The sequence below is a fragment of the Paenibacillus sp. EKM10P genome (assembly GCF_011800655.1).
GTDB lineage: Bacteria > Bacillota > Bacilli > Paenibacillales > Paenibacillaceae > Paenibacillus > Paenibacillus polymyxa.
Genome location: NZ_JAALET010000003.1, coordinates 538,947 through 563,486, shown reverse-complemented (window position 1 = coordinate 563,486; position 24,540 = coordinate 538,947). Strand labels below are relative to the sequence as shown.

Sequence of the window (24,540 nt, the reverse complement as noted above, 5' to 3'; positions counted from 1 at the left end):
TCTACCGCCCGGAAATCATGGTTTATACGAATAAACTTAGTATTAAGATGAATCCTAATCCGGCTACAGAAATAATGGTCTCAAGCAATGTCCATGTGGCAAAGGTTTCTTTCATGCTTAAACCAAAATACTCTTTAAACATCCAGAACCCGGCATCGTTAACATGTGAAGCTATTAAGCTACCCGCTCCCGTGGCAAGCACGACTAAAGCAAGATTAACGTCAGATTGTCCTAACATCGGAATCACTAAACCAGCGGTTGTTAAGGCTGCAACAGTTGCAGAACCCAGGGAAATACGTAAGATTGCAGCGATGATCCAGGCTAGCAGAATTGGTGATAATGTAGTTCCATTGAATAAATCGGCTACATAGTCACCTACGCCGCCATTAATGAGTACTTGTTTGAAGGATCCGCCTCCCCCAATGATCAAGAGCATCATCCCAATATGAGTAATAGCAGTTGTACAAGATGCCATTACATCTTTGATTGGAATTTTTCTTGCGATCCCCATGGTGTAAACGGCAACCAGTAAGGAAATCAACATGGATGTTGATGCATCACCAATAAATCGGATCGCGGCCAGTAAACTATTATCTTCAAACCCCATTGTTTTTTGAAGCAAAGTAATAATCGTAGCAATCGACATTAAGATGACAGGAAGCATTGCCGTAAATACACTGATTCCGAATCCAGGAGTTTCCTCAGACTTAAATACTTTTTGTTCTCCTAAAGAGGCAATATTACCGGTTTTCGTAAATGAGGCAGGTACGAGTTTTTTGGCAAGCTTCGTAAATACAGGGCCAGCCAAAATAACAGTTGGAACAGCAATAATGAAGCCATAAAGTAAAACCTCACCCAGATTCGCGCCATATTCACCAGCAATAACAGTTGGTCCTGGATGTGGAGGTAAGAAACCATGTGTTACGGATAAAGCAGCGACCATCGGAATACCGAGATATAAGATAGAAACCTTTAATTCTTTTGAAATGGCAAATACAATTGGAATTAACAATACTAATCCTACTTCAAAAAATAACGCAATCCCGATAATGAATGAAGCAGCTACGACCGCCCATTGAATATTTTTTTCACCAAATTTGTCAACGAGGGTCATGGCAATTCTTTGGGCACCACCAGAATCCGCGATCAACTTCCCTAACATCGCTCCGAGTCCAAAGATTAACGCTAAGTGACCCAATGTTCCGCCCAATCCAGCTTCAATGGTTTTAACAATTTCCTCTAATGGCATTCCAAGGGCTAAGGCTACACCGAACGATACAATGATTAAGGAAATGAAGGTGTTTAATTTGAAGCCCATGATTAAAACGAGTAATGCTAAAATTCCAATCCCTACAACGACTAATGGCATTGTAATTACCCCCTGTATTTATCCTTTTAGTGTTTAATTAAGCCTCTTTGGTAATGAGCAATCCGTGTATAATCTTCTTCCAATACTCTGGATAGGTTAATGAAAATCGGTAGCAACTTCCTATATTCCTTGGTTGCTTCTTCTTTGGGTGCATGTTTGTTGGTACTGCCAATCATTTCAGAAACCACTTCAAATGATTGGATTTTTCCAATGGCATACAAGCCTAAAATACAAGCTCCTAGACAAGAACTTTCGTAGCTTTCCGGAACGACGACTTCAGATGCGAATATATCAGACATCATTTGTCGCCAAACATCTGACCTTGCGAAGCCTCCTGTAGCTTGGATCCGGGTCACGGGACTGTCCATGCATTCGGTTAGGGCCAAAAATACGGTGTATAAATTGTAAATGACTCCTTCTAAGGCTGCGCGAATCATATGTTCTTTCTTATGCGACATCGTTAAACCGAAGAATGAGCCACGTACGTCTGGATTCCATAAGGGTGCACGTTCACCAGCGAGGTAGGGGTGGAATAACAATCCCTCAGACCCTGGCCTTACGCGTTCAGCAATTTTGGTTAACACATCATATGGATCAATTCCTAGTCGTTTCGCTGTTTCTACTTCTGATGAGGCAAGCTCGTCACGAATCCAGCGAAGGACCATCCCGCCATTATTAACCGGTCCGCCAATGACCCAGTGCTTTTCCGTTAACGCATAACAAAATATTCTTCCCTTTTCATCTGTTTGTGGCTTGTCTATGATGGTTCGAATGGCACCGCTTGTCCCAATGGTGACGGCAACTTCGCCTTTTCGTATCGCATTGACACCTAGATTAGAGAGAACTCCATCGCTGGCTCCAATGACAAATGGTGTTTGTGGATCGATCCCCATCTCTTCTGCTAAAACTGAATTACAGTCGGTAAATATTTTGGTTGTGGGTACGAGCTCAGATAGTTGGGAACGGGTTATCCCCGCAATTTTTAAGGCCTCTTCATCCCAATCCAGATTTTCGAGATTCATCATGCCCATGGCTGAAGCCAGGGAATAATCAACAACATATAAATCAAAGAGCTTTTTGAAAATATATTCTTTAATTCCGATATATTTTTTAACTTTGATAGCGATTTCAGGAAGATCATTCACAATCCAAGCTATTTTAGTTAAGGGTGACATGGGGTGAATGGGTGTTCCTGTTCGTCTATAGACTTCTTGGCCATTCAACTCATCTTTTATATGATGTGCCCACGCTTCGCTGCGATTATCTGCCCAAGTGATACAAGGCGTAAGTGGTTGATCATGTTCATCCATTGCAATGACACTATGCATGGCACTGCTAAATGAAACAAACGATAGCTTTTTCTGTGAGTGTTGTTTCATGATATTCGAAGTCGCTTGTAGGACTGCCTGAAAAATCTCCTCGGGGTTTTGTTCAGCTGTCGCTATATCTGGTGTATAAAGCGGGTACCCGATATTTTCTTGTTGGATGACTTCGCCTTTTTCACTGAATAAAACGGCTTTCGTACTGGTGGTTCCGATATCTATACCTAACATGTAGTTAGTCATTTTGTGGCACGACTCCTTTGGACAGCAGTTGTTGGGACATCCATAAGTCTTCTACTTTACCTTGAACATCATCAAAGTTTTCATGTAAAGACTTAATCATAAGGTCTCTATCTTTTGCTTGGATTGCTTCAATATAAAGCTCATGATTTGATACAATGCGTGTAAAGTCTTCATACTTTTCTTTGAAGCGCATACGCATCGACAACAGAATGAGACTTTCCATCACGGGCTTTAAATTATTCCAGATCATCAGGATGTATGAATGATTAACTGCACGAATAATCGTTTCATGGAACAAGACATCTTGATATGAAAACTCATCGGCATCACTATATTTGACTGTGACTTTCATCATTTCAAGTATTTTACTAAGTTCCTTTGCTAAATCATGAGTGTCCATCTTTATAAGACGTTCAAATACGAAGGATTCTATAAGTAGACGAACATCATAAATTTCTTCTATTTCTTTCTCTGATAGACCAATAACGACCGCACCCATTCTTTCGAGTCGGATGATATTTTCAGAAGCCAATATTTTTAACGCTTCACGAATGGGTGAGCGACTTACAGCAAAATCAGCAGCTAATTTATTTTCAGATAGTATGGTACCGCTTTCAATTGCGCCAGAAATGATGCGCATTCTAAGCTCGGATGTTACACGATCCCCAGCAGAGGCTTTGAGAAGCCATTTGGAGGGATATAGGAATTCACTGGACAGAACCATAAATTCACCTTCTCATTAATCAAGTATACTTGTATACAAGTATTATAATCTAAAATTTTAAATTTGCAAGCGTATTCATTAAATTGATACTGTATGCCTGTTCGGGCTTTTTTGTGCAAATGCACAATCAATTTCGTCTGTTCTTCAATATAATTCACACACTGCAATCGATATAATGAAAGCGTAATCAAAAATTGCCCGGGGGGTTAGACAGATGGAAGGGTTAACGATCAGTTGGATAGGGGCTCTAGCAGGGCTGGCTATTGCAATTATTTTGATATTAAGAAAGCTGAATCCGGTTTACGCTTTATTTTTGGGAGCTATTGTAGGCGCTTTATTGGGCGGAGCCAATCTGGAGCAGACGATCAGCGTGCTAATTAGTGGTACGCAGAGCGTGATGGGGACGGTCATTCGTGTGCTCGCGGCAGGTGTATTGGCAGGCGTGATGATGGAGTCTGGGGCAGCGGAGACAATTGCACAGGCTATTGTAAAGAAGTTTGGTGGCAGTAAAGCGATCCTTGCACTAGCGTTAGCGACGATGATTATTACAGCAGTAGGCGTATTTATTCCCGTGGCCGTGCTCATTGTGGCACCTATTGCCTTGTCGGTTGGGAACAAAATGGGGATTTCCAAGCTGGCTCTTCTGCTGGCCTTGTCTGGAGGCGGAAAGGCGGGGAACATTATCTCTCCGAATCCCAATACGATTGCGGCGGCGCGTGGGTTTAATCTGGATTTAAGCCACGTTATGTTGGCGGGTGTGGTACCTGCGATATGCGGATTAATCATGACGGTTCTGGTGGCGTCTATGTTGAAAAACAAGGGCGTGAAGGTATCCGAACAGGATATTATGGATAGTGATGTCGATACGTCGAAGTACCCAGCATTGGGACGGGCGATTGTAGCCCCGGTGGTAGCCGTTATTTTGCTGATGATTAACCCGATTGGTTCCATCTCTGGCATTGAAGCACTGTCGAACTTCAAGGTTGACGCGATGTACATTTTGCCGATCGCCGGGATTGTAGGTATGCTGGCCATGGGACAAGGGCGCAATATCCTGAAATATTCGGCTTCCGGTTTGAATAAAATGACGGCAACCGTGCTTATCTTGATCGGTGCAGGTGGGATTGCGGGTCTGATTTCTGCGTCTAATTTATCTGCTCAGGTAGTTGGCTTGATTGAAGCTTCGGGAGTTTCTGGCACATTTTTGGCACCGCTTGCAGGGATTCTGATGGCGGCCGCCACAGCATCGACTTCAACTGGCGTTATTTTGGCGACTGGCTCGTTTGGGGAAGCCATTCTGAACATGGGGACAGCCCCGTTAGCTGCCGCTGTGATGGTGCATACAGGAGCTACCGTCATTGATTCCTTACCACAGGGCAACTATTTCCACGTTACGGCAGACAGCATGAAAATGAGCATTAAGCAACGGATGGGATTAATCCCTTATGAAGCTATTGTGGGCGGGACTATGGCGATTGTAGCAACCATATTGTATGGATTCATACTTTAATATTCACGATGGGGTGACAAAATGAGAGAGAAAACATTTGTACTGGCACCGGATTCTTTTAAAGAAAGCATGACGGCAAAGGAAGTGTGCATTGCAATGGAGAAAGGATTGCGCAAGGTCTATCCGACAGCCCATTATGTCCACGTTCCGATGGCAGACGGTGGTGAAGGAACAGTGCAGTCACTGGTGGATGCGACAGGCGGGCAGCTTCGTTACATGGAGGTGACAGGACCGCTTGGAGAACCTGTAAAAGCGGCATATGGCTTGCTGGGAGACGGCACCACTGCGGCAATCGAAATGGCATCTGCCAGCGGAATCCATCTGGTTAATAAGGACAATAAAAACCCGTTAAAGACAACAACCTATGGTACGGGTGAGTTAATACGTGAGTGTCTGAACCAGGGAATTCGAAAAATTATCATCGGCATTGGCGGAAGTGCGACGAATGATGGCGGTACAGGTATGGCGGAAGCGCTGGGGGCTAGATTTCTGGATGCGGCAGGCAATACTCTTCCACGCGGCGGCGGCAGTTTGGGCGAGCTGGACAGCATTGATATTTCATCATTGGATGACCGCCTGCAGCAGGTACAATTGATTGTAGCCTGTGATGTAACAAATCCGTTGTGTGGGGAGCATGGGGCATCTCGTGTATTCGGCCCACAAAAAGGGGCAACCCCGGAAATGGTGCAGCAATTGGATGCTAATCTTGCCCATTATGCGGATGTGGTGAAGCAGCAGCTGGACAAGGATGTGCGCGATCTTCCAGGCGCGGGTGCAGCAGGCGGATTAGGTGCCGGGTTATTGATTTTTACTCAGGCGACGCTGCAAAAAGGCATTGAAATTGTGATTGAATACACCGATTTAAAACAGAAACTCGCCACGGCCGATATCGTATTGACGGGAGAAGGCGGCATTGATTTTCAGACCAAATTCGGTAAAACTCCGTACGGAGTAGCTCAGGCAGCCAAACAATCGGGCAAGAAGGTCATTGCGGTTGCAGGTTATATCGGGGAAGGGATCGACACGCTATACAAGGAAGGAATAGATGCGGTGTTTGGCATCGTGCCGGGAGCTTCGGAGCTGGGTAAGTTGCTGGCCGAAGGGCCACAAAACGTAGAGCGTACGTGCGAGAATATTGCGAGAGTACTCCAAATCAGTGAGAAATGAACGGATTGATAGGCGAGGAACATAAAACGGCATAATATAATTACAATGGAATACGAGTGCTCGCCTGTAATCCCGGTTTTCATTAGCCAATGGAGATTGGCAGAGAAATTCGGGAGTGACGGCGAGCGAGAACTATCGCAGCATGTTCTGGCGTGATCCGGTTGTTCATTGATACAGCGCCAATAAGCCGTGCGTAAGTTCAAAAAGCTGAAGGAGATTCCGGGGATCTTTGCCAGTTAAGGTATGGATGCGCTTCAAACGGTATTGCAGTGTATTCCGGTGAATGTTTAATTCATCTGCGGTGAAGGAGACACTGCCATTATGATTAATAAAGCTCCGCAGCGTATCCAGCAAATCCACGGTATCTTCCAGCTTGCTGACCAGGTGGATTGTGTTAGTCAGGTTGGTTTGGCTTAATTTGACCAAGAATTCGACTTCTGCAAAAGAGACAATCTGCACAGGTGGACGCAGAGCTAGTACAACATTCATAGCGGACTTGGCTTGCATATAAACATCCGCAATGCTGTGCTCTTGTCTGCTGATGGCAATCAGCACATCAGGATGGCTGCGTACAAGTGGTTCCAGTAGCTTGGTCGTTGGTTCCTGATTTTGCATCAGGATGAGATAACTGTCTTCCTCCATACGAAAGGATGGATGCTGCATGAATATATTGGATAATTCGGCGAAATGAGCAGGATCGGAAGGAAGATGCTTTACATATACGGCCGAAGTTTTGAGAAGCAAATCAATGTGATATTGAGCAGCTTCTTTTTTTATTTTTTGGGTATAGGCTCCCTGATGATTTAACAGCATTTCCAGTACGGATTTTTTGCGGTTGGCCTCATGGGCCAAGTGCTCCAAGGAAATACGCTGTTCAATCAGGAGAGACACCGTAGTTTTAACAATGTTGCAAAAAGGACGAACTTCGTCAGGATTGCCTGAAATACCAATGACACCAACTAGCTCATGATGAATGACTATCGGTTCATTGGTTCCTTTTTTCTCGTAATGTCCGTCCTGCCACACTTCAATCATTTTCCCGGTTTCGAGCGCCTGAACAGCCCCTTGGTGAATGGTTCCGATTCGTTCACTCTCGCCGCTGCCAATGATGATGCCTCGTTCATTCATAATATTGATATTGTATGGAATATCCTTCATCATTTTGTCTACGATGTCTTGGGCTTGTCTTTCGGAGAGCGGAAACAGATCAGGATTCCTCCTTTATCTAGTGATGTAAGGTGTTTTACTGTATCACATTAATTGAAAGGGCTTTCAAATCGTTGTGCATCTGAACAATATAATAAAACAGGGCGCCGAACATGTCAGCCTATTTTATCATAGATATCAAGAATAGTTGTATGCGAAAAAACAGGGCTCCGAGGAGCACCTGTCTTTTGCGTCTTATTCTTTCATTATTCGTCCTGGTCCGTCACGCTGTCTAAGGTCGAACCTCACGAAAGCTATAGGTAATATCATGAATTTCTTTCTTTAAACGGCTATATTTTGATGCAGGCGTATACCCGATGATCTGGTAGAAATTATTATCAGTCTCAATAATGGCTACATGGGTGACATAATGGTTTATATCTTTCTGCCCTTTAATCGTGAACTGAGTGGCAGGATATCCTTGAATCGTGGTGTTGGATGAAGGTCCTACCGTAGAGAGATTAAACTCTTTGGTCATGTTGTTTTGAATTTTCTTTGTGTAGTACTGGCGCGTTACATTACCCAATTTCTCCTTCGAATTGGATCGTACGATAACAGACTTTTCAATGTAGGGATTGAATATCGCAATATCTGCTTTTCCTTCCCGGTCCGGGTCTGTTGACCAATCTAACGGAGCGGAGATCTGAACATGTCCATCTCTACTTACAAAACTCTGCTCCTGCTTGCTTACCGGAGCTTCACTGGACTTGTAACTGTTTGCCAGTACAAAAATAGCATTTACAAACGAGGCTCCCAAGATCACCATTGCGGTAAAAAATATGAAGAGCGACCGTCTCATTGTCCTTTTGCTAATCGGCTCCATGTCCCGCACCTTTACCACATATGTACCTGCAGCTAAATCACCAATTCGTTGTCTAGAGGCAGTTACTAACACGCTGATACCAGCAGGTAGTGAACCCATTAGCAATGGATTGGTGTCTATTAACCTGAGCAGCGTACGAATGAGTGATTTAAGAAAACCAGGAGGTCTTCCTTCTCCGGTAACCACCTTAATACGAAAAACGAATTTGCCAAGCGTATAGCCTGTGTAACCTTCCAAGAGCAAATAATAGCAGAAGAAAGCTATAATCAGAATGCAACGGGAAGCAATCGCTAAGGGCAACAACCATCTGTCTGTTATCTGAATGACTGAGATAAAGAAACAAATATACCCGATTATAAAAAATATAAAATCAAAAAGGGTTGCTCCCCAACGTCTAAACAAAATAGACGAACCGTAGGTTTTTGATATTTCGGCCATTCTGTTTGTTTCCCCATAGTTTTGCCCATGCCGAATGTACTTCTCTCTTGCTGCTACTTGTGAATTCTGTGGTATGTGCTGGTCTTCCAAATCGTACACCTCATTTTAATAATCCATAATTTAAAAACACACTCCTTATATAACGGTCTTTTTATCATCCATGATTAGGAAAACATTCTATAAACAAAGAACTAATTATAAATATCCCTTTAGAGGTATTCTTTCATTTACATTATAATTGGAAGAAGAAAGTAATGATCATCGAATATTGAACTTAGCGGCATAGGTATGCAAGGAAAAGCTTGCGAAAGTGAACAACGGAGAAGGCGGTGAGAATATGAAACGTGAGTTTCCGGTTATAACAACCGAACGTCTTGTATTACGAAAAATGGTAGCGACGGACAGCAAGGATATGTTTGAATACTTTTCAGATGAGCAGGTGATGAAGTTTTACGGGCTGAGCCCATTTGAGTCTGAACAGGAGGCACTGGATGAGATCCGTTGGTATGATCGGATTTTGGAGACAGACCAGGGAATCCGCTGGGCTCTTCAAACGAAGGAAGGTAAAATCATCGGTTCTTGCGGATTTCATAACTGGGATCAACGTCATCACCGAGCAGAAATGGGTTATGAATTGTCCAGAGCCTATTGGGGCAAAGGGTTAATGTCAGAGGTACTTGCAGCTGTAATCGACTATGGATTTCATACCCTACCGTTGAACCGCATTCAGGCGCTAGTAGAGCCGGAGAATACACAATCCTTGCGTTTGCTTGAAAAAGCAGGCTTTCGGCAGGAAGGAATCCTGTCCCAGTATGAATTTACATCCGGGAAATATGATGATCTTTGCATGTGCGCACTCGTTAAATCAGAATATATCAATCGTTCTCAGAAATGAGAGAAGTAGTTGGATCAAGGGGTATACACATTTCATATTGCTCAATAGGGTCCTTCGAGAAGCCTGTTTTTTGGATAAAGCCTTCAAGAGAGTTATTGTCGGACAGGCAGATATATACCTTCTCGGCCTTTTGGGTTTCTGCCGCTTTATGAAGTAGGGTACGTCCAAGGCCTTGGTTTCGATGTTTGGGATCGACCCAAAGAAAGTTGATTTTACCTTGAGCACCCATAGCAATCATGCCGAGTCGGGTGTGATCGACTGCATAGATGCCGAGAAAAACTTCTTGTGTGCTGTTGGCGTAATAAGGTGTGTCACTTTGCCAATGGATGTGACAGTCGGTGAGGGTTGTACGGAAATCTGCGACATCATCAAACATAAGTTTTTTAAGAGTGTACGAAGATGAAGGAGCGGGAGAGACCGATGGGAGCATAGCGTTATAATATTTCAGCGTATAGCGTGCCTGATAGCCGTGCCTTTTATAGAATTGGACAGCTCGGTGATTATCTCTGATGACTTCGAGCCATAGCTGCTGGCAGCCCGCGGAGATGGCCGTTTGTTTATGCAATTCGAGCAACCTGTTGCTAATACCCTGGCCACGGTAAGCTGGACCGATGCATAGCGTACCGCAACGCATGGTCTGGCACCCGTCAAACTGCCGGATACCGCCGAGAATTAAGCCAATTGGCTGATCTTCATCCATGGCAAGGAAAGAGTGGCTCCGTGAATTACCCTCTGGACCGAAAAAACGTGCCGCGAAATCGTCCTGTTCCATGGTCAGGCGAATGGAATAGTCTGAGAATCCGAGCGAAAATGCCTGGAAAATGTGCTCCATGCTGACTTCATTGCATCTCAAATAGGTGATCACTGTTCTTCCTCCTGAAAATCCAGTATATTGGGATTGTCTTATTATACACTCCGTATGTTGCTGTAGGGTTACAATGAGTATATCGATAAGCTAATATAAGGCTAACAAAATATAACCCGGTATGCCTGGACATTCTTTATTTTGGAAGATAGGAGATTGGAATGAACAAAAGGCAAGTAGAAATTTTCCGCAAGTTGTTAACTGAATCGAACCGACTGTGGTTAGTGCAGGATCTGGCCGATCAAACGGATTGCTCAGAAAAGACGATTCGAAACGATCTAAAAGTAATTGAAGAATATCTAGTCAAGCACTCCAATGCCAATCTGGTGAGAAGACCGGGACGTGGCATTTATTTGGAGATCAGTGAAGCGGAGCAGGCTGATTTATTTCACCGGCTGTATGCAGGCGATAGTACAGCCCAGCATGAATCGGATGAGGAGAGGGTGCTGCATCTCGCCTATCGGCTCTTGATGGATGCCAAGCCTGTAACGATACAAGATCTGGCCTCTCAGTATTATGTGAACAAGACGGTGATCCGTAGAGATATGGAAAAGATTGATGACTGGCTGCACAGCTTTGATCTTGCCTTGATTACCAAGCAGCGCGTAGGCTTGACCATTCAAGGCACTGAGAAAAACAAGCGGATCGCTTTGGCACGGATGAATCAGCTGATTGATAGTCCTGAGTTGACGGGACAGATGATGCGCAAGCAGTTTGAGCCACACGAGATTGCCACCATCCATCATGAATTAAAAGTATTTCAAAAGCATCATGAACTCAGCTTTACGGATGAAGCCTTTGAGGGTCTCATGCTCCATATTCTCTTAATGGTCAAACGAACCAAGCTGGGACAGCCCATTTCTCTCTCCGAACAAGACATTGCCTTTTTGCAGGAGAAGGTTGAGTTTACATGGGCTACTGCGTTTTTACGGCAGCTGCAAAAGCTGTTTTCCGTACCTTTTTCCAAGGAAGAAACGGCCTATCTAACCCTGCATTTGCTGGGCGGAAAGTTTCGTTATCAGCAGGAGGATAGCAAGGGGAAACACAGCGATCTGGCAGACAGCCATCCGCTTTTGCCTAAACTGATTGAGCAGTTAGTCCGGCGGATGTCGGAGCTGAATATGATTGACTTTTCCAAGGATAAGATGTTGCTGAAAGGGTTGAAAGTCCATTTATATACGACCCTGAATCGGCTTCAATATGGGTTGACGGTGTCTAATCCTATGCTGACTGAGATCAAGAAGATGTACCCTTACATGTTCGACCGGGTTATTATTACGCTGGAAGAGGTAGGGAATTTGGTTCGGTTATCGTTCCCCGAGGAGGAAGCGGCGTATTTAACGCTACATTTTCAGGCTTCTGTGGAGCGACTTCACCAGAAAGAAAGTCATCCTCAGAGGGCCATTATCGTGTGTCACATGGGCATTGGTATGTCCCAGCTATTGCGCACAAAGGTGGAACGTAAGTTTCCGGCTGTACATGTGGAGACAACTCTTTCGAAGGCAGAAGTCCAGGACTATCTCGCAACCCGGGAGGTGGATCTGATCATTACAACCGTGGATCTTCCAGAGCTTAGTGTTCCGCATATTCTCGTCTCTCCATTGCTAGATGCCAAGGATGAGCGTCAACTGGAGCAAGTGATCAGACGAATGGATGAGCCGGAACCTAGAGTCGCAGATGAATCTGTATTTTTTAAGTACACAACACCTTTTTTAGTCTTTCCCCAGCAAGAAGTGCAGCGTCCCGAACAATTGATTTCCAAGCTGGCGCAAATACTGGAGGACAAAGGATATGTGGAAACAGGTTATGTGGACAGCGTATTGGCGCGAGAGAAAATGTCGGCTACGACGATCGGGGGAGGCATAGCCATCCCGCATGGCGGCTCAGAGTGGATAAGGCAGTCCGCCATTGTAGTCGCTACTTTAAAGAAGCCACTTACTTGGGGAACCGAGAAAGTGGAGCTTGTGTTCTTGCTTGCGGTAAAACAGGATGGGCGGGAAGAAATGCGGCAGTTATTTAAGGAGTTGTCCCTAATCAGTGAGCAGCCAGCTCTAGTTCATGCTTTATCCAAGGAGACCGATGCGATGAGACTATTAGGGAAGCTAAAGGGATAGACTAAATTAAAAGCCATGCTTTGGAGCAGGACTTATAGATAAGTCCTGTTTTTTTGTCCGTATTATTCTATTTTTCCGAAAGTTCCGGTAAAAAGTTCGCCCGATAACAGCAAAAAAGGCGGTTATACTATCAATGTAAGCGGAAACACCAGAGAGAAGGGGAATGACTATGAAGATATTAGCGATTACCTCATGTCCTAACGGAATTGCACATACGTATATGGCAGCTGAGAATCTGCAAAAGGCAGCAGCCAAGCTGGGTATCGAGATGAAGGTCGAGACACAAGGCTCCATTGGGGTAGAAAATCAACTAACTGAGCAGGAGATCCGTGAAGCGGATGGCATTATTATTGCAGCGGATAAGACGGTGGTCAAAGACCGCTTCGTCGGCAAGAAACTGCTGGTCGTTGGAGTACAGGATGGGATTCGCCGTCCGGAAGAATTGATCCAGCGGGTGATGAAGGGGAATGTGCCTGTGTACCAGGCAGAGTCACGTACCTCCGAAGCTAGCTCACAGGAGAATAAACCGAAGCAAAATCCTATCTATCGCCACTTGATGAATGGTGTATCTTATATGGTACCCTTTATCGTAATTGGAGGATTGCTCATTGCCATTGCGTTGACGATTGGCGGTGAGAAGACACCGGGCGGTCTGGTTATACCGGACGGTTCATTTTGGAAGACGGTTCAGGATATCGGTTCGGCTTCATTTACCTTTATGATACCCATCCTCGCTGGGTTCATCGCGATGAGTATTGCGGATAGACCGGGGCTTGCACCGGGTATGGTTGGCGGATTCATTGCTGCGAACGGCAGTTTTTATGGAAGTGAGGCGGGAGCCGGATTTATCGGCGGAATTATCGCTGGTTTCCTGGCGGGTTATGTTGCACTGGGTATTCGGAAATTGAAGGTTGGGCGAGCATTACAGCCGATCATGCCTATTATTATTATCCCTGTGTTGTCATCCTTAATTGTAGGGTTAATCTTTGTCTTTATCATCGGTTCTCCAGTCGCACAATTGTTTGAAGCTTTAACGGGTTGGCTTGCAGGTATGCAAGGTACAAGTTCAATTTTATTGGCACTGATTTTAGGTGCGATGATCTCCTTTGATATGGGTGGTCCAGTCAATAAAGTCGCATTTTTATTTGGCTCGGCCATGATTGGTGAAGGGAATTACGAAATTATGGGACCGATCGCCGTTGCGATTTGTATTCCACCGATTGGAATGGGACTTGCAGCAATGATCAACAAGCGTAAATTTGCACCAGCAGAACGCGAGGCTGGAAAGGCGACATTCACGATGGGACTATTCGGTATTACTGAAGGAGCGATTCCCTTCGCTGCACAAGATCCATTGCGTGTTATTCCTAGTATCATGGCAGGGTCTATGGTCGGTTCAGTCATTGCGATGTTGGGAAATGTAGGAGATAAGGTAGCTCATGGTGGACCGATCGTAGCCGTCCTTGGTGCAGTGGACAATGTATTGATGTTCTTCATTGCCGTTATTGTCGGCGTAGCTGTGTCGGTCATCCTGGTGAGTCTGCTGAAAAGAGATATTGCAACTGCAAATCCAGCTGTTGCTGGAGAAGAGACATCTGGGGATTCTGCCGCAGTAACGGAACAATCCATGATGACTACGACTGCCGCCGAGTCATCAGCTGTAGCAACTGCAAATAACGATCCAGCCGTATCTTCGCAAGCCATTCACATTGAGAAGTTGACAGATATTGTAACGATGGATCTGATTGATCTGGATCTGGAAGGAACGACACAGGATGCCGTGATTGATGAAATGATCGGAATACTTGAGAGAAATGGAGCCGTAAGTTCTGCCAGTGGTTTTAAACAGGCCATATTGGACCGAGAGAAGGAAAGCTCCACAGGCATTGGAATGAATATTGCCATCCCTCACGGTAAATCGGAAGCTGTACTGAAGCCAAGCGTGGTCTTTGGATTGAAGCGGAGTGGAGTGGACTGGAAAAGCTTGGACGGCAGTGAAGCGAAACTAATCTTCATGATTGCTGTTCCGCGTAATAGCAAGGACAATGCACATCTGAAGGTGCTGCAAATGCTGTCTCGTAAGCTGATGGACGATCATTTCAGAGAAGCACTTCTGGCGGTTACTACCAAGGAAGATGCATATGAATTGTTGTCCCAGGTACATTAATTCCATACGCTAAGCAGAACATATTGTAATCCCTAACGGAACGCGCTGCAACGATAGTAAACGCAAAAGCAGTCTATCCTCATTCAAGGATAGACTGCTCCTTTATAGTAAAATATTGTTTTTCATCAATTAAATATTTCTACGAGGATTGAGCCACGCGTACGAGCATATGAGCAAGCGCGTGCTGCTGCTCTTTGTCCCCTACCTTCCACAATTCCTGAAGAAGCTTCTCCTCGCTATTGCGCGGTTCTTCCTTGGCTGCCAGATAGCCTGCGATCTTCTCAGCTGCTTTTGCCATCACTTCTTCATTCAAGCCGATTTTTTGAGCCATTTCAATTTTGTCGCTCAAATAACTTTTGAATGAATCAAAGCTGCCCAAAATGTCATCCTTTTTGCTGTCGTCTATCCGATTTAACGCGTCATCTACTTTGTTCAGTGCCACTTCGCCTTCCTTATTTACAACATGATTGTGCTCTGCCATTTCTAACGCCTCCTCAAGATTGTTTTCTAGGATAAGGACTGCTTGCGGTACAGTAGTACTTACCCCGGCTCACTAAAATGAAAACGGTGAGAAGCGGAGTGCCGGGAGACAATTGCTACATAAAGTCGAAAAAATAACGAATTACGTGAAAAAAGACGGGCGAGGTGTAGGTCAAGCTATCCACCCGGCTTAAGTAGCTTTTTTTCAAAGCATCGAACTTATCATCATCACCGATTAATAAATCTCGCTTCAGCACGGAAACCGTTAAGCTCCCGAAGAAACCGCTCAAGCTAATCAACATGCCGAAAATAATCCCAAATTTCAGATCAAACGGCGTCAGGTACGGATAGATTAGATAGGAAGCCGCTATGGTTACGGGAAAAGCGAATGCAAAGCCTTCCCAAGTTATATTGGGATTGGATGTCGGGACGATTTTCCGCTTGCCGAAATAGAGCGATGCCAGATAATGTGCGACATCATTGAGTTGTGTCAGTACCACTAGAAAAAGTACAAGTTTCGCTCCGTATTGCGGCGTAGCAAACTGAAAATATGCCAGGTGACTCAGTCCAAAAACCATCAGCATGAGTCCCCATTGAGTCGAGCTGACACTGCGCAAGAAACCAACGGTTCCTTTATTGATCAATCGAGGGAGCGGCAGCAGCAAGAATACATAGATAGGGATAAAGACAATAAACATTCCATACCACCCGATATAAATCCAATAAAACTGTACAGGAATCGCCAAGTATGCCCATAAAAATAACCTGCGGTCAGCTTTTCTAGATCTAATCATGGAGAAGTATTCTTTTAACGCAAAGAAAGTAAGCACCATCAAGGAAAGCAGTGAAACGATCGGATTGAAAAGTGTTGCCAGGCAAAAGATAAAGAACATGCCCCACCAGGTCTTAATGCGAAGCCCAATAGCTGCATAGTCTTTGTTTGGCTGTGTTTTGGCTACCACTATATAAATCAGATGGATGATTAATAAGGCTATACAAATGAGGGTTAACGTGAATAACGAGCTGTCCATTGTGACTCACCAACTTATAGCAAAATAGGATTCCATGAAGGGGGTCCTATGTTATTATGAAGGAATAATTCAAACTTGATAAGGGGAAATTTCGTAAATGGTAGCTGATCAGTCCGTTTTTATCTTGCTTACGAATACGGGAACGTTTCTTACGAGAGTCATTAAAAGCTATACAAGAGCGCCATACAATCACGCCTCCATTTCCTTCGACCGAGAACTTTCGGAGTTATACAGCTTCGGGAGAAAGACCCCCAGTAACCCTCTGGATGGTGGTTTCGTGAAAGAGGATATTAAAACAGGTACATACAGCAGATTTCCGAATACAACATGTGTTATCTACGAGCTTCAAGTAACCAATCGCGAAGTCGAAAAAATGAAGAGAGTTCTACACGTTTTTATCCGAAGCCGACAAAAATATATGTATAACTTACTGGGCTTGATTGGCGTTGCACTCAAAGAACCAATAGAGTTCAGTAATTCTTATTTTTGTTCGCAATTCGTCGCGGAAATTTTACAGCGATCCGGCATAAAAATATGGAACAAATTGCCTGCCCTTATCACACCAGACGATTTTCGGCAAAGTGACCGATTCCATTTGATCTACGAAGGAAAATTGAGCGAGTATGAGCCTCAAGCCTGAGGATAAGCACCGTATTACTCAGACTCCTCAGGCACAATCACCTCGATATGACGCGGTAGAATACGAACCTCAATAGGCAAAGACGGTCCTTCCTCACCATCTACATTCGTACTGACCGATTCTGCGGAGCTGACACTTACATGCTTTGCGGTAAAGTAAACGACGTCTTTATGATCCTTCAAGTTGCCTAAAAATAAGGATATACTGGCTGTCACCGTATTCAATATATTGAGGTTTTTGAAAATAAAGCAGTGAAGCAGGCCATCATCAACTGCTGCCCCGGGCACCAGTTTCTCAAATCCGCCAACTGAGTTGGTTAAAGCAGCAAGAAAGAGTGGGGATTCGCCTTCCCAAGTCTTGTCATCATAGCGAACGATAAGCGGATGGGCAGGATGGTTGATCAGTTCTTTCATACCTTCTTTAATGTAGGCAAATGTGCCAAACATGGATTTATCGTCTGACGACACAGCGGATAGCGATTCGGCAAGCGAGCCAGTGGCAACAACATTAGCAAACATTCGACCGTTTAAGAGGCCCATATCTACGGCTTTCACGCGAGCAGAAGTGAGTGTACGGATCGCCAGTTCGGGACTTAGCGGAATTTGTAAGGCACGGGCAAAATCATTGACCGTCCCAAGAGGGATGACCCCCAGTTTTGGACGATGGTCTTGATCCATGAAACCATTAATGGTTTCGTGGAGCGTGCCATCTCCACCGAGGGAAACGACTAAATCATAAGTTTCCTGACAAGCAGTGACGCAAAAACGGGTGGCATCAAGTTCTTGTGCCGTCTCTTCGACTGTAACAGCGTATCCTTGCTCACGTAGAATTTCTTCTACGTTTCTGACATGTTGGAGGGACTCCTCTTTGCCGGAAGAGGGATTTACAATGACCATAGCTTTCTTCATACACATATTCCTCTCTTTGTGGAAGGTCTGGGTTACCAGGGTTACCAACCCTTACCCGTAAAGCATACCTTTAGACTCTAAATTAGACATGTATCATATTTTTAGTTACTATATAAAAGTAAATAAAAATATGAATGGAGGATTTCGTATGAAAATCGCATTAACAGGAGCAACGGGGCAGCTGGGGGCTATTGTGGTAGATACATTGCTTGCATCCGTTCCGGCACAAGATCTTATTGTTAGCGTAAGAAATCCGGAAAAAGCCGAGGGGTTACGTAATCGTGGCGTTGACGTTCGTCATGGCGATTTTGATAAGCCGGAAACGCTGGATCAGGCATTTGCTGGTGTAGACCGACTATTGATTATATCCGCAGATGGAGATAATGATACTAGAATTCGTCAGCATAAAGCGGCTGTTGATGCTGCTGTGCGTGCGGGAGTGGGCTTCATCGCGTATACCAGTGCTGCCAATGCCGCTGACAGCACTCTATTCCTTGCACCCGTACATCGTATTACGGAGGAGTTCATACGTGAGTCGGGTATTCCTTATTCCTTCTTGCGTAATAATTGGTATCTTGAGAATGAAGCAGGCACGATCCAATCCGTACTCGCAGGAGCTCCATGGCTAACCTCGGCAGGGTCCGGTAAAGTAGGCTGGGCAACCCGTGCTGATTACGCGGAAGCGGCTGCAGCCGTGTTGTCTGGCGAAGGGCATGAGAATACCATATACGAGCTCTCCGGTAAGCCGATTACCCAAGAAGAGTTGGCAGCCATACTTGCCGAGGTCCTAGGTAAAGACGTTCCTGTACAGCAAGTGGACGATGCTGCGTATGCCGAGATTATGCTCGGTGCGGGAGTACCGGAAGGTGCCATCCCTATTGTGGTAGGCATTCAACAGGCGATTCGCGAAGGAGCCTTGGATGTCGCAAGCAACGATTTAGAGAAGCTGTTGAAGCGTCCCCTTACACCGCTTAACCAAGGGATTAGTGAACTAGTCAAGCAAATTCAAGCATAATAACCGTACTGTCAAAAACGGATGCTACCTAGGAAGGTTAGCATCTGTTTAGTTACATTCATAAGTGGAACCGCGACTGATTATCCAATATACTTGTAGGGAACTCCAAGCCAAGGTAGGCTTGGAATAGAAAAAATATATGAATGGAGTACATAATACCATGTCTAATTTGCCAAACTGTCCTGAGTGTAATTCAGAGTACACCTATGAGGACCGCACTCTGTTCATTTGCCCGGAATGCGCTCATGAGTGGTCTGCCGAGTCAGAATCCGTAAGCAGTGAAGATGTAAAAGTCGTCAAAGATGCGAATGGTAACATTCTAAAGGATGGTGACTCTGTAACGGTCATTAAAGACCTTAAAGTGAAGGGAAGCTCTTCCGTCTTGAAAATCGGCACCAAAGTAAAAAATATCCGTTTGGTGGAAGGCGATCACAATATTGATTGCAAAATCGATGGTTTTGGAGCAATGAAGCTAAAATCGGAGTTTGTCAAAAAGAATTAAAGTGTACAGCAGAGAAACTATTCAGTTCCATGAGGATTAAAAAAAGGAGAAGCCGAGGCTTCTCCTTTTTTACTAGCATTTGGCATCATTGGGCTTCCAATGCTCATGCCCACATAGATGTCATAGTGGTGCTAGCCATACAGTTCCGGTTCCCCTGTATACATTAACCAGCCCTTCGCCGGAAGCGGCCGAGCCCATTTTGGTTTTTCCCGATTTTTCGACGGTGAACTGTAGGGTGTTGGACCACATAAGGGCAAAGTTGCCATCCACCTTGAGCACATCATTTTGCAATTCTATAACGACCGCTTCATCAGAAGGGATCGGCGCTTGAAGTGCCAGCACTCCTTTTCCACGGGCGCTTAAATTAAATAACCCTTCTCCGCCCAGTGCAGCAGAAGAAAGATTACTGCGTGCAACGACGGATATGTCCAGCGTGGTGTCGCAAGCTAAAAACAATCCGTCTTCGATGGCAATGTCATCATTATCCACATCAATGAGCCAAATATATTGGTAGGTAGGCTCCAGCATAATGGTCCCCGTGCCTTTATAATGCGGTTTAATAGCACCTGTCCCCGTTACAGCACCGGATACCAAGTTTCGCATTAAGCCTCCGACGCCTTTTACACCGGTAGTCATTTCCATGCTGCCTACAGTATACTGCATGGCACCTGCCCTCATCATAATCTCACTATTATTGATTTCGATCATGAGCTGCTTGCGGCGCATGTTACTTTTGCTCATATAGTAATTGTCTTTTGCAGCTGCAACCGAGGTGCAACTCAAATCTGTTATGTATTCCAGTACCGTAAATCCACCTAATTGGTCAGTGATGGCAACATTGCTGTTATCCTTTAAATTATTAATGACAAAAGCCATAATGTATGTGCCTCCTTGTTGTTTTCATGGTGTGGGGATGGAAATCTTATTTATTCCATACCATAAATTCGACAAAGAGACTGCTTTTCCTGCGTGGATCTCGGCACTTCTCTCGCCTGATTTTCAGACTCAGAAAAGGAGAGCTTGAAAAAGATGCGAAAAAGGTTCAATATAAAGATATCGGTTTTTAAAATGATTTACTTTGGAAGCAGCCGAATAAAAATGAAACATACAATAGGGGGTAGCATAAGTGGAGATAGGTATAAGCACGTTTGTAGAAACAACACCGGATCCCCAAACCGGTGAGGTCATCAGTCACGCACAACGGATACGTGAAGTGGTCGAGGAAATTGTACTTGCTGATCAGGTAGGACTGGATGTGTACGGCGTGGGAGAGCATCATCGTAAAGATTATGCAGCATCTGCTCCGGCTGTTATACTGGCTGCTGCTGCGGCACAAACCCAACGAATTCGCCTAACCAGTGCGGTTACGGTGCTTTCATCGGATGATCCGGTGCGTGTGTTTCAGGACTTTGCTACGCTGGACAGTATTTCGAATGGACGAGCTGAGATTATGGCAGGCCGAGGTTCTTTTATCGAATCGTTCCCGTTGTTTGGATACGACCTGGATAACTACGATGAGTTGTTTGATGAAAAGCTGGAGCTGTTATTGAAAATACGTGAATCCGAAAAAGTGACCTGGAAAGGTGGACATCGGCCCGCAATCAACAATTTGGGCGTGTACCCGCGTCCGGTGCAAAATCCTTTGCCTGTATGGATTGGGAGTGGAGGCAATCAGGAATCAGTGGTTCGTGCGGGCTTGCTTGGATTGCCGTTGGTGCTTGCCATTATTGGAGGCAGCCCTATGCAGTTTGCACCCTTGGTGGAGTTGTACAAAAAGGCAGCTAAACATGCAGGTCATGATACATCGCTGCTTCCAGTTGCATCCCACTCGCATGGTTTTATCGCGGAGACTACCGAGCTTGCAGCGGATAAGTTTTTCCCTTCCACTCAGCAGAGCATGAATGTGCTTGGGCGTGAACGTGGTTGGGGTCCTTATACTCGTTCCAGCTTCGATGCCGCGCGCAGCTTTGAAGGAGCATTATATGTGGGCGATCCTGATACGGTAGCCAAGAAAATCATTCACCTCCGTAAACAGGTAGGCATTACACGGTTTCTATTGCATGTGCCCGTCGGTACGATGCCGCATGATGATGTCATGAGAGCTATTGAATTATTGGGAACAGAGGTAGCGCCACGGGTGCGTGAAGAGATATCAAAGTGGGAATCCGAGAACAAATAGGCGGATTGACCTCAGTATCGAGAAAGATAAAGGAGCAGACCATGTGAGGAGGTCGCTCCTTTTTTGGTTCTAAATAATCTGTACAGGTGGGGCCAATCAGATCATTGTTTATTTGGTCCGTTTTTTATGCGTGATGCGTCTTTGCAGGAGAGGCTTTCCTTGTTTTAGTCTCTTAGGTTTTGCAGGAACTCTGCGCAAGATAGGTTTCTCTTGAGTTGCTTTGGAAGGCAGCGTCATGCGGAGTGTGGTTGATGCAGGTTTTCTTTGACTGCTGCTTGTTATAAAGTCGATAGTATAGTTCAAGACGAACGGGCTAACCGCAATTCTCCGCAGTCCCACGTTTCTACAAGTGGTACAGCCTGTATCCCAGCACCAATCGAAGGCATTTTCAGGAACTTGAGTGAAGTATGAACCTCGCCATGTACGTCCAAAGTCATCTTCGGCATAATAGAAAAACGTATTACCTCCGGCGAAGCCGCTCCATACTTGAATCGTTTGACCGGGGTTCACACGAAACCAGCCTGCTTTAGAGTAGTTAACAGGAGTACAGCTGAAGTCCGGATAGGCAAAAACTAGAAAGATAGCCGCATTGGTGCTGTTGCGAAAATTGACACCCATTGTCGCCCCTTCTTTCCTCATATAGTAATCTTACAGTGTAGCTTATGAGTATTTTGAAAGAAGGAAACGGACAAGAGTCTTTTAATTGCTAAAGTTGAACCATTTGCTGATGTCTATTTTGTGATGTTCATTCATAGATCGCCATTCGTTTGATTCCGGTTGATAGGTATAATCTTTTTGCCAGGTTATGATGTTTTCCACGATAGCCCGTATGGAAGAGACAATATAGGAGACTTCCTGATTGGTCATCATGGGATGAAGCGACAGACGCACCCAGCCCGGCTTTCGAGATAAGTCTCCCTCATGAATCAGGTCTGTCATTTGCTTAGATGCTTGCTGGTCGATGCCCAGCAGATAATGTCCATAGGGGCCTGCACATGAACAGCCGCCTCGGACCTGAATGCCAAATCGATCATTTAGTAGTTTTACAATCAGGTTATAGTGAATATGACCGACAACGAAAGAAACGATTCCCAGCCGATCTTGGCTGCTTCCTCCCAAAATATGCAGACCTGGTATGGTGCCCAAGCCTTTTAGCAATAATGAGGTCAGCTCCTTTTTACGCTCCAACATGCGGCTGTATCCCATTTGTTCCTTCAGCTGAATACAGAGCGCGGTTCGAACAGCCTGTAGAAAAGGAGGGGTCCCTCCATCCTCGCGTGCTTCAATACTATCCTTATACTCGTATCCACCCCAAGGATTGGTCCAACTCACCGTACCGCCCCCGGGTTGATCGGGAGCACAATGGAGGCACAGCCGCGAATCCATAATGAGAACGCCGCTTGTACCGGGGCCACCAAGGAATTTGTGAGGGGAAAATACAATTCCGTCCAGTTTCTCAAGGGGATCTGTAGGGTGCATGTCGATCTCCGCATAAGGTGCGCTTGCCGAAAAATCAACGAAACATACGCCGCCATGTTCATGCATTTTGCGGGATAACTGGTGAATCGGCACTTCAAACCCTGTAACATTGGAGCAGGCGGTAAAAGCGCCAATCTTGATCGGGCGATGCTGAAATTGAAGCAGCAGTCGTTCGAGATGAGCTGGATCGACCATTCCTCCAGGACCTGGAGGAAGACACACAACGTCTGCAATGGTTTCTGCCCAGGAAATATGATTGGAATGATGCTCCATGTGTGTAACAAAAATAACGGGACGGTCTTTTTCAGCGATGGGGTAGAGGGGCTTTAATTTTTCATGTATTTTCAATCCTAATAGTCGCTGAAGCTTATTCACCGCACCTGTCATCCCGGACCCGGCGAATAGAATGATATCATGTTCATTGGCATGAACGTGGTTCTTAATGATTTGTTTTGCTTTTTCATAGGCTTGGGTCATTAGAGTACCTGTCAAATTAGACTCCGTATGCGTGTTCGCCACAAATGGACCTAATTCATGAACTATTTTCGACTCGATGGGGCCATACAAACGACCGCTGGCTGCCCAATCCGCATAAATCAGCTTTTTAAGCCCATATGGAGATTCAAAGGTCTGGTGATAACCGATTGTATTTTCGCGATACTTTTGGAAATAAGCCTCGTTAGAAGGCTGATACCTACAGTTACTACTTCCGATTCGAGCCATGAGCATACGGCGCCTCCCAAGTCGTTCTATCTTCTTAGGGTACGTAGGGAGGCTGGAATAGGTTAAAAAAAATAGGCGAATGTCATCATTTAGTCAAAATAAAAAGCCTCATCCAATAGCAGGATAAGGCATGAGGATATATTAGATAAAAAGCTGCATATCCGACTCAAGCGCATCTTTTAGATACGTTTTTGCCTCGATAATTTCCAGTTCAGGGATGAATTCTTCCGGTTTAAAACCCATAATATCCACCGATAGCTTGCAGGCATAAAATTTGACGTTTTTCTTCCGGGCTCCTTTCAGGAAATGGATCAGCTTCGGTGCCTCATTGTCTTCCAGCATTTCCGTCAGCATCAGCTTGCCCAGACCGCTAAAATTCATATGGGATAGCGGTAAAGCTTCAGGCCCCTTGGGAGTCACCAGATCCATAAGTTTCTCGTAAATGGTCTTGTCCTCAAGCGTCATTTTATCGGGATCACGAACCAATGATAATCCCCAGAATGCAAAGAACATCGTAACCTCGACATCCAGCTCCCGAGCTGTATTAGCCAAAATCAGTCCGGCCATTGCTTTATCATAATCGCCGCTGAACATCAGCAGATTCATCCTTTTGTCCACGATCTTCCGCCTCCATTACCAACAGATATATTCAGTATGGATTTGGAAAGGAAAACTATGCCCAGTTCACATATTGATCACAATTGTAGGAGATGTGTCGGATTCAAGAGCACTATTCAATA

22 protein-coding genes are annotated in these 24,540 nt (G+C 45.0%); 9 read left to right on the top strand and 13 right to left on the bottom strand.

Annotation, left to right across the window (positions count from 1 at the left end):
• Nucleotides 1-22 precede the first annotated feature (22 nt).
• From HFE01_RS11965 to HFE01_RS11955, 3 genes are read right to left on the bottom strand one after another with little or no spacing between them, the layout of a single operon-like run.
• Entirely contained in the window at nucleotides 23-1,369 is a 1,347-nt protein-coding gene (locus HFE01_RS11965; RefSeq protein WP_107733663.1) for a GntP family permease, read from the bottom strand.
• Nucleotides 1,370-1,395: 26 nt separating this feature from the next.
• A complete protein-coding gene (gene gntK, locus HFE01_RS11960) occupies nucleotides 1,396-2,934 on the bottom strand; it encodes a gluconokinase (protein ID WP_107733664.1) in 1,539 nt (512 codons plus the stop codon).
• Nucleotides 2,927-3,658, bottom strand: coding sequence for a GntR family transcriptional regulator (locus tag HFE01_RS11955; protein ID WP_167437933.1), 732 nt, complete (start codon nucleotides 3,656-3,658; stop codon nucleotides 2,927-2,929). Before HFE01_RS11955 ends, gntK begins: the two co-directional genes overlap by 8 nt.
• Before the next feature lie 214 nt (nucleotides 3,659-3,872).
• On the opposite strand from HFE01_RS11955, the gene HFE01_RS11950 reads away from it, so the two are divergent.
• Together HFE01_RS11950 and HFE01_RS11945 are read left to right on the top strand one after the other, a co-directional pair.
• A complete protein-coding gene (locus HFE01_RS11950) occupies nucleotides 3,873-5,168 on the top strand; it encodes a GntP family permease (protein ID WP_016822522.1) in 1,296 nt (431 codons plus the stop codon).
• Between the two features lie 21 nt (nucleotides 5,169-5,189).
• Nucleotides 5,190-6,335, top strand: a complete 1,146-nt coding sequence (locus HFE01_RS11945) for a glycerate kinase family protein (RefSeq protein ID WP_107733666.1) — start codon at nucleotides 5,190-5,192, stop codon at nucleotides 6,333-6,335.
• A 165-nt stretch (nucleotides 6,336-6,500) separates the two neighbouring features.
• On the opposite strand, the gene HFE01_RS11940 is transcribed toward HFE01_RS11945, so the two are convergent.
• Both HFE01_RS11940 and HFE01_RS11935 read right to left on the bottom strand, forming a co-directional pair.
• A complete protein-coding gene (locus HFE01_RS11940) occupies nucleotides 6,501-7,496 on the bottom strand; it encodes a CdaR family transcriptional regulator (RefSeq protein ID WP_049828229.1) in 996 nt (331 codons plus the stop codon).
• A gap of 277 nt (nucleotides 7,497-7,773) precedes the next feature.
• The gene (locus HFE01_RS11935; protein WP_107733667.1) at nucleotides 7,774-8,892 is read right to left on the bottom strand and encodes an RDD family protein; all 1,119 of its coding nucleotides are present in this window, start codon (nucleotides 8,890-8,892) and stop codon (nucleotides 7,774-7,776) included.
• A 247-nt stretch (nucleotides 8,893-9,139) separates the two neighbouring features.
• Between HFE01_RS11935 and HFE01_RS11930 the strand changes: the two genes are divergently transcribed.
• Nucleotides 9,140-9,697: a GNAT family N-acetyltransferase gene (locus HFE01_RS11930; RefSeq protein ID WP_107733889.1), complete on the top strand. Its 558-nt coding sequence runs from the start codon at nucleotides 9,140-9,142 to the stop codon at nucleotides 9,695-9,697.
• On the opposite strand, the gene HFE01_RS11925 is transcribed toward HFE01_RS11930, so the two are convergent.
• A complete protein-coding gene (locus HFE01_RS11925; RefSeq protein WP_107733668.1) occupies nucleotides 9,678-10,562 on the bottom strand; it encodes a GNAT family N-acetyltransferase in 885 nt (294 codons plus the stop codon). The two genes, HFE01_RS11930 and HFE01_RS11925, sit on opposite strands and share 20 nt — an antisense overlap.
• A gap of 161 nt (nucleotides 10,563-10,723) precedes the next feature.
• On the opposite strand from HFE01_RS11925, the gene HFE01_RS11920 reads away from it, so the two are divergent.
• Both HFE01_RS11920 and HFE01_RS11915 read left to right on the top strand, forming a co-directional pair.
• The gene (locus HFE01_RS11920) at nucleotides 10,724-12,676 is read left to right on the top strand and encodes a BglG family transcription antiterminator (RefSeq protein ID WP_107733669.1); all 1,953 of its coding nucleotides are present in this window, start codon (nucleotides 10,724-10,726) and stop codon (nucleotides 12,674-12,676) included.
• Nucleotides 12,677-12,845: 169 nt separating this feature from the next.
• Nucleotides 12,846-14,843: a PTS fructose transporter subunit IIABC gene (locus tag HFE01_RS11915; RefSeq protein WP_167437932.1), complete on the top strand. Its 1,998-nt coding sequence runs from the start codon at nucleotides 12,846-12,848 to the stop codon at nucleotides 14,841-14,843.
• Between the two features lie 139 nt (nucleotides 14,844-14,982).
• Here the strand turns inward: HFE01_RS11915 and HFE01_RS11910 are convergent, their stop codons facing one another.
• Both HFE01_RS11910 and HFE01_RS11905 read right to left on the bottom strand, forming a co-directional pair.
• A complete protein-coding gene (locus HFE01_RS11910) occupies nucleotides 14,983-15,324 on the bottom strand; it encodes a DUF3243 domain-containing protein (RefSeq protein WP_013373818.1) in 342 nt (113 codons plus the stop codon).
• 115 nt (nucleotides 15,325-15,439) lie between these two features.
• Nucleotides 15,440-16,354, bottom strand: a complete 915-nt coding sequence (locus tag HFE01_RS11905) for a phosphatidate cytidylyltransferase (RefSeq protein ID WP_045244764.1) — start codon at nucleotides 16,352-16,354, stop codon at nucleotides 15,440-15,442.
• Nucleotides 16,355-16,451: 97 nt separating this feature from the next.
• On the opposite strand from HFE01_RS11905, the gene HFE01_RS11900 reads away from it, so the two are divergent.
• Entirely contained in the window at nucleotides 16,452-16,994 is a 543-nt protein-coding gene (locus HFE01_RS11900; protein WP_107733671.1) for a hypothetical protein, read from the top strand.
• A 14-nt stretch (nucleotides 16,995-17,008) separates the two neighbouring features.
• Here HFE01_RS11900 and HFE01_RS11895 read toward each other — a convergent pair whose 3' ends face one another.
• Nucleotides 17,009-17,902, bottom strand: a complete 894-nt coding sequence (locus HFE01_RS11895) for a diacylglycerol/lipid kinase family protein (protein WP_017426050.1) — start codon at nucleotides 17,900-17,902, stop codon at nucleotides 17,009-17,011.
• A gap of 148 nt (nucleotides 17,903-18,050) precedes the next feature.
• On the opposite strand from HFE01_RS11895, the gene HFE01_RS11890 reads away from it, so the two are divergent.
• Entirely contained in the window at nucleotides 18,051-18,917 is an 867-nt protein-coding gene (locus HFE01_RS11890; RefSeq protein ID WP_090889139.1) for an SDR family oxidoreductase, read from the top strand.
• A 160-nt stretch (nucleotides 18,918-19,077) separates the two neighbouring features.
• On the top strand, nucleotides 19,078-19,419 hold the full coding sequence (locus HFE01_RS11885) for a zinc ribbon domain-containing protein YjdM (protein WP_090889137.1): 342 nt from the start codon (nucleotides 19,078-19,080) through the stop codon (nucleotides 19,417-19,419).
• A 120-nt stretch (nucleotides 19,420-19,539) separates the two neighbouring features.
• Here HFE01_RS11885 and HFE01_RS11880 read toward each other — a convergent pair whose 3' ends face one another.
• A complete protein-coding gene (locus tag HFE01_RS11880; RefSeq protein WP_016822536.1) occupies nucleotides 19,540-20,295 on the bottom strand; it encodes an AIM24 family protein in 756 nt (251 codons plus the stop codon).
• Between the two features lie 250 nt (nucleotides 20,296-20,545).
• Here HFE01_RS11880 and HFE01_RS11875 point away from each other — a divergent pair, with 250 nt between their 5' ends.
• Entirely contained in the window at nucleotides 20,546-21,598 is a 1,053-nt protein-coding gene (locus HFE01_RS11875) for an LLM class flavin-dependent oxidoreductase (RefSeq protein WP_107733672.1), read from the top strand.
• Between the two features lie 108 nt (nucleotides 21,599-21,706).
• Here the strand turns inward: HFE01_RS11875 and HFE01_RS11870 are convergent, their stop codons facing one another.
• The 3 genes from HFE01_RS11870 to HFE01_RS11860 form a co-directional block, all read right to left on the bottom strand.
• Nucleotides 21,707-22,216: a DUF1036 domain-containing protein gene (locus HFE01_RS11870; RefSeq protein ID WP_016822538.1), complete on the bottom strand. Its 510-nt coding sequence runs from the start codon at nucleotides 22,214-22,216 to the stop codon at nucleotides 21,707-21,709.
• Between the two features lie 81 nt (nucleotides 22,217-22,297).
• Complete coding sequence (locus tag HFE01_RS11865) at nucleotides 22,298-23,806, bottom strand: aminotransferase class V-fold PLP-dependent enzyme (protein ID WP_107733673.1); 1,509 nt, start codon at nucleotides 23,804-23,806, stop codon at nucleotides 22,298-22,300.
• Nucleotides 23,807-23,941: 135 nt separating this feature from the next.
• A complete protein-coding gene (locus tag HFE01_RS11860) occupies nucleotides 23,942-24,418 on the bottom strand; it encodes a DsrE/DsrF/DrsH-like family protein (RefSeq protein ID WP_016822540.1) in 477 nt (158 codons plus the stop codon).
• Between the last annotated feature and the right edge of the window lie 122 nt (nucleotides 24,419-24,540).

Bases quoted from the DNA above. Each gene is read 5' to 3' on its own strand.
- HFE01_RS11955 (WP_167437933.1), bottom strand. From the start codon at position 3,658: ATGGTTCTGTCCAGTGAATTCCTATATCCCTCCAAATGGCTTCTCAAA.
- HFE01_RS11945 (WP_107733666.1), top strand. From the start codon at position 5,190: ATGAGAGAGAAAACATTTGTACTGGCACCGGATTCTTTTAAAGAAAGC.
- HFE01_RS11920 (WP_107733669.1), top strand. From the start codon at position 10,724: ATGAACAAAAGGCAAGTAGAAATTTTCCGCAAGTTGTTAACTGAATCG.
- HFE01_RS11915 (WP_167437932.1), top strand. From the start codon at position 12,846: ATGAAGATATTAGCGATTACCTCATGTCCTAACGGAATTGCACATACG.
- HFE01_RS11895 (WP_017426050.1), bottom strand. From the start codon at position 17,902: ATGAAGAAAGCTATGGTCATTGTAAATCCCTCTTCCGGCAAAGAGGAG.
- HFE01_RS11865 (WP_107733673.1), bottom strand. From the start codon at position 23,806: ATGCTCATGGCTCGAATCGGAAGTAGTAACTGTAGGTATCAGCCTTCT.
- HFE01_RS11885 (WP_090889137.1), top strand. From the start codon at position 19,078: ATGTCTAATTTGCCAAACTGTCCTGAGTGTAATTCAGAGTACACCTAT.
- HFE01_RS11905 (WP_045244764.1), bottom strand. From the start codon at position 16,354: ATGGACAGCTCGTTATTCACGTTAACCCTCATTTGTATAGCCTTATTA.
- HFE01_RS11880 (WP_016822536.1), bottom strand. From the start codon at position 20,295: ATGGCTTTTGTCATTAATAATTTAAAGGATAACAGCAATGTTGCCATC.
- HFE01_RS11890 (WP_090889139.1), top strand. From the start codon at position 18,051: ATGAAAATCGCATTAACAGGAGCAACGGGGCAGCTGGGGGCTATTGTG.
- HFE01_RS11930 (WP_107733889.1), top strand. From the start codon at position 9,140: ATGAAACGTGAGTTTCCGGTTATAACAACCGAACGTCTTGTATTACGA.
- gntK (WP_107733664.1), bottom strand. From the start codon at position 2,934: ATGACTAACTACATGTTAGGTATAGATATCGGAACCACCAGTACGAAA.
- HFE01_RS11965 (WP_107733663.1), bottom strand. From the start codon at position 1,369: ATGCCATTAGTCGTTGTAGGGATTGGAATTTTAGCATTACTCGTTTTA.
- HFE01_RS11910 (WP_013373818.1), bottom strand. From the start codon at position 15,324: ATGGCAGAGCACAATCATGTTGTAAATAAGGAAGGCGAAGTGGCACTG.
- HFE01_RS11940 (WP_049828229.1), bottom strand. From the start codon at position 7,496: ATGATGAAGGATATTCCATACAATATCAATATTATGAATGAACGAGGC.
- HFE01_RS11870 (WP_016822538.1), bottom strand. From the start codon at position 22,216: ATGGGTGTCAATTTTCGCAACAGCACCAATGCGGCTATCTTTCTAGTT.
- HFE01_RS11900 (WP_107733671.1), top strand. From the start codon at position 16,452: ATGGTAGCTGATCAGTCCGTTTTTATCTTGCTTACGAATACGGGAACG.
- HFE01_RS11950 (WP_016822522.1), top strand. From the start codon at position 3,873: ATGGAAGGGTTAACGATCAGTTGGATAGGGGCTCTAGCAGGGCTGGCT.